Raw genomic sequence first — 1,449 nt, forward strand, 5'->3', positions numbered from 1 at the left:
TGGATTCATCGTGAAACAACGAGGTGCACATGCGCCTCGAGAATGACAGCCCGTCATTCACCCCTGTTCTCCCTCAGTCCAGGGCAATCGGGCCTCGGGATTTACACCACGCAAAGGGACGCGGCCCTCAGCAGGCTGCGCATTGATGTATCAATTGCCATCAACAAGGCCGCTGGCGAACTGATTCCCAGATCTTGCACCGAGCGATCTACCCCTGCCCTGGCCATCATCGTCATCATGGCTCCTGGAACGCCATGGCCGGCACAATCAGCTACTCCGACCAGGGTACGATCGGCTTCGGTGTGGAGAATGTAGTAATCACCACCAACGGTGTCACGAGGCTGCCAAAGGATGAAATGCTCGTCGCCAAAAACATCTCTAAATTGTCGATCTGGCAGAATTGAGCGTTGGAGTAATCCTGCGTAACGGAGGGACTCGGATATTTTAGAATTTGCATGGACTAACTTCTTGTTGGAGGCCTCAATTTCGCTGAAGGCTTGACGCATCTTTGATAGTAAAATATTAAACCTGTGAGCAAGGAGGCTGACCTCGTCCCTTCCTCTTACGGTGAGATAGACTTCATCGTTGGTATTGCTTTCAATCTTGCGGGTTTCTTCTACAAGATGTGCTAATGGCGAGACGATTCTGGCAAAAATAATACGATAGGAAATGATGGCAAGTGCTGACAAGATCATTGTGAGGAGGAGCGAAACGTAGATCGATGAATGCGCTCCCGCTTCCCCTCTTAGTAAAGTGAAGTTATATATGGTCAAATAGGCCAAGACGCCGCCGTTGATCGTCGCGATCAAGGTGAAAGTCTTCTGGATCGATAGATGCTTTTGGGTGGCCATCAAGCTCCGACAGATGTCTGCTCCGAGTTGGGCGGGGAGGTGACCCGCGGGTTTGAGTAAACGACCTAAAGAATGGTAAGGGAATTGGAGCTAGGCCGACGTTTGGAACCATGGCGACTGAAACAGCAGGTGACGGTGCCAAAGGCGGTTCCGCCGGTTGAGGGAAATGACTATGGGATAATGGGGAGGCGTTCGTACGGCGGACGCTGGTCCGCATCTCGCGGCGGCCCAAGGAGGGGTGGTCGAGTGGTTGATGGCTCTGGTCTTGAAAACCAGCGAGGTGAAAGCCTCCGCGGGTTCGAATCCCGCCCCCTCCGTTTCTGTATTGGCGTTTCGGGATTCAACAGAGTGTTGAGGCGCCTACTTATATGATGTCTTTGACTTGAATGTTCAAGCTTTGCTTGGTATATAAGAGCTCCTTGCTTTTTCCCTTTCGCCATAGGACTTGATCACAGCGATTCCCATCGAGCCTCTTGATTAGGTAGCAAGCTCCGTCAGAGCCCTTCCAGCGCGTAGGCTGATACGCATGTACCGGTCGGGATCGCTATGGCCATGAATCGGATCCAGTTCCAGCCGAGTCTTTCTCTGCCTCAGTTCA

1 protein-coding gene and 1 tRNA gene are annotated in these 1,449 nt (G+C 52.2%); one reads left to right on the forward strand and one right to left on the reverse strand.

Features of this window, described 5'->3' with window-relative positions; all coding sequences use genetic code 11:
* Nucleotides 1–101 precede the first annotated feature (101 nt).
* Nucleotides 102–851, reverse strand: coding sequence for a HAMP domain-containing protein (locus tag VB777_RS16170; protein WP_323250206.1), 750 nt, complete (start codon nt 849–851; stop codon nt 102–104).
* A 232-nt stretch (nt 852–1,083) separates the two neighbouring features.
* Between VB777_RS16170 and VB777_RS16175 the strand changes: the two genes are divergently transcribed.
* A tRNA-Ser gene (locus VB777_RS16175) sits at nt 1,084–1,168 on the forward strand.
* Nucleotides 1,169–1,449: the final 281 nt, after the last annotated feature.

This window comes from Synechococcus sp. CCY9202, from assembly GCF_034931685.1.
In the GTDB taxonomy this organism is placed as follows: Bacteria; Cyanobacteriota; Cyanobacteriia; order PCC-6307; family Cyanobiaceae; genus CBW1002.

Excerpts from the sequence above, each read along its gene's own strand:
- VB777_RS16170 (WP_323250206.1), bottom strand. The coding sequence starts at position 851 with ATGGCCACCCAAAAGCATCTATCGATCCAGAAGACTTTCACCTTGATC.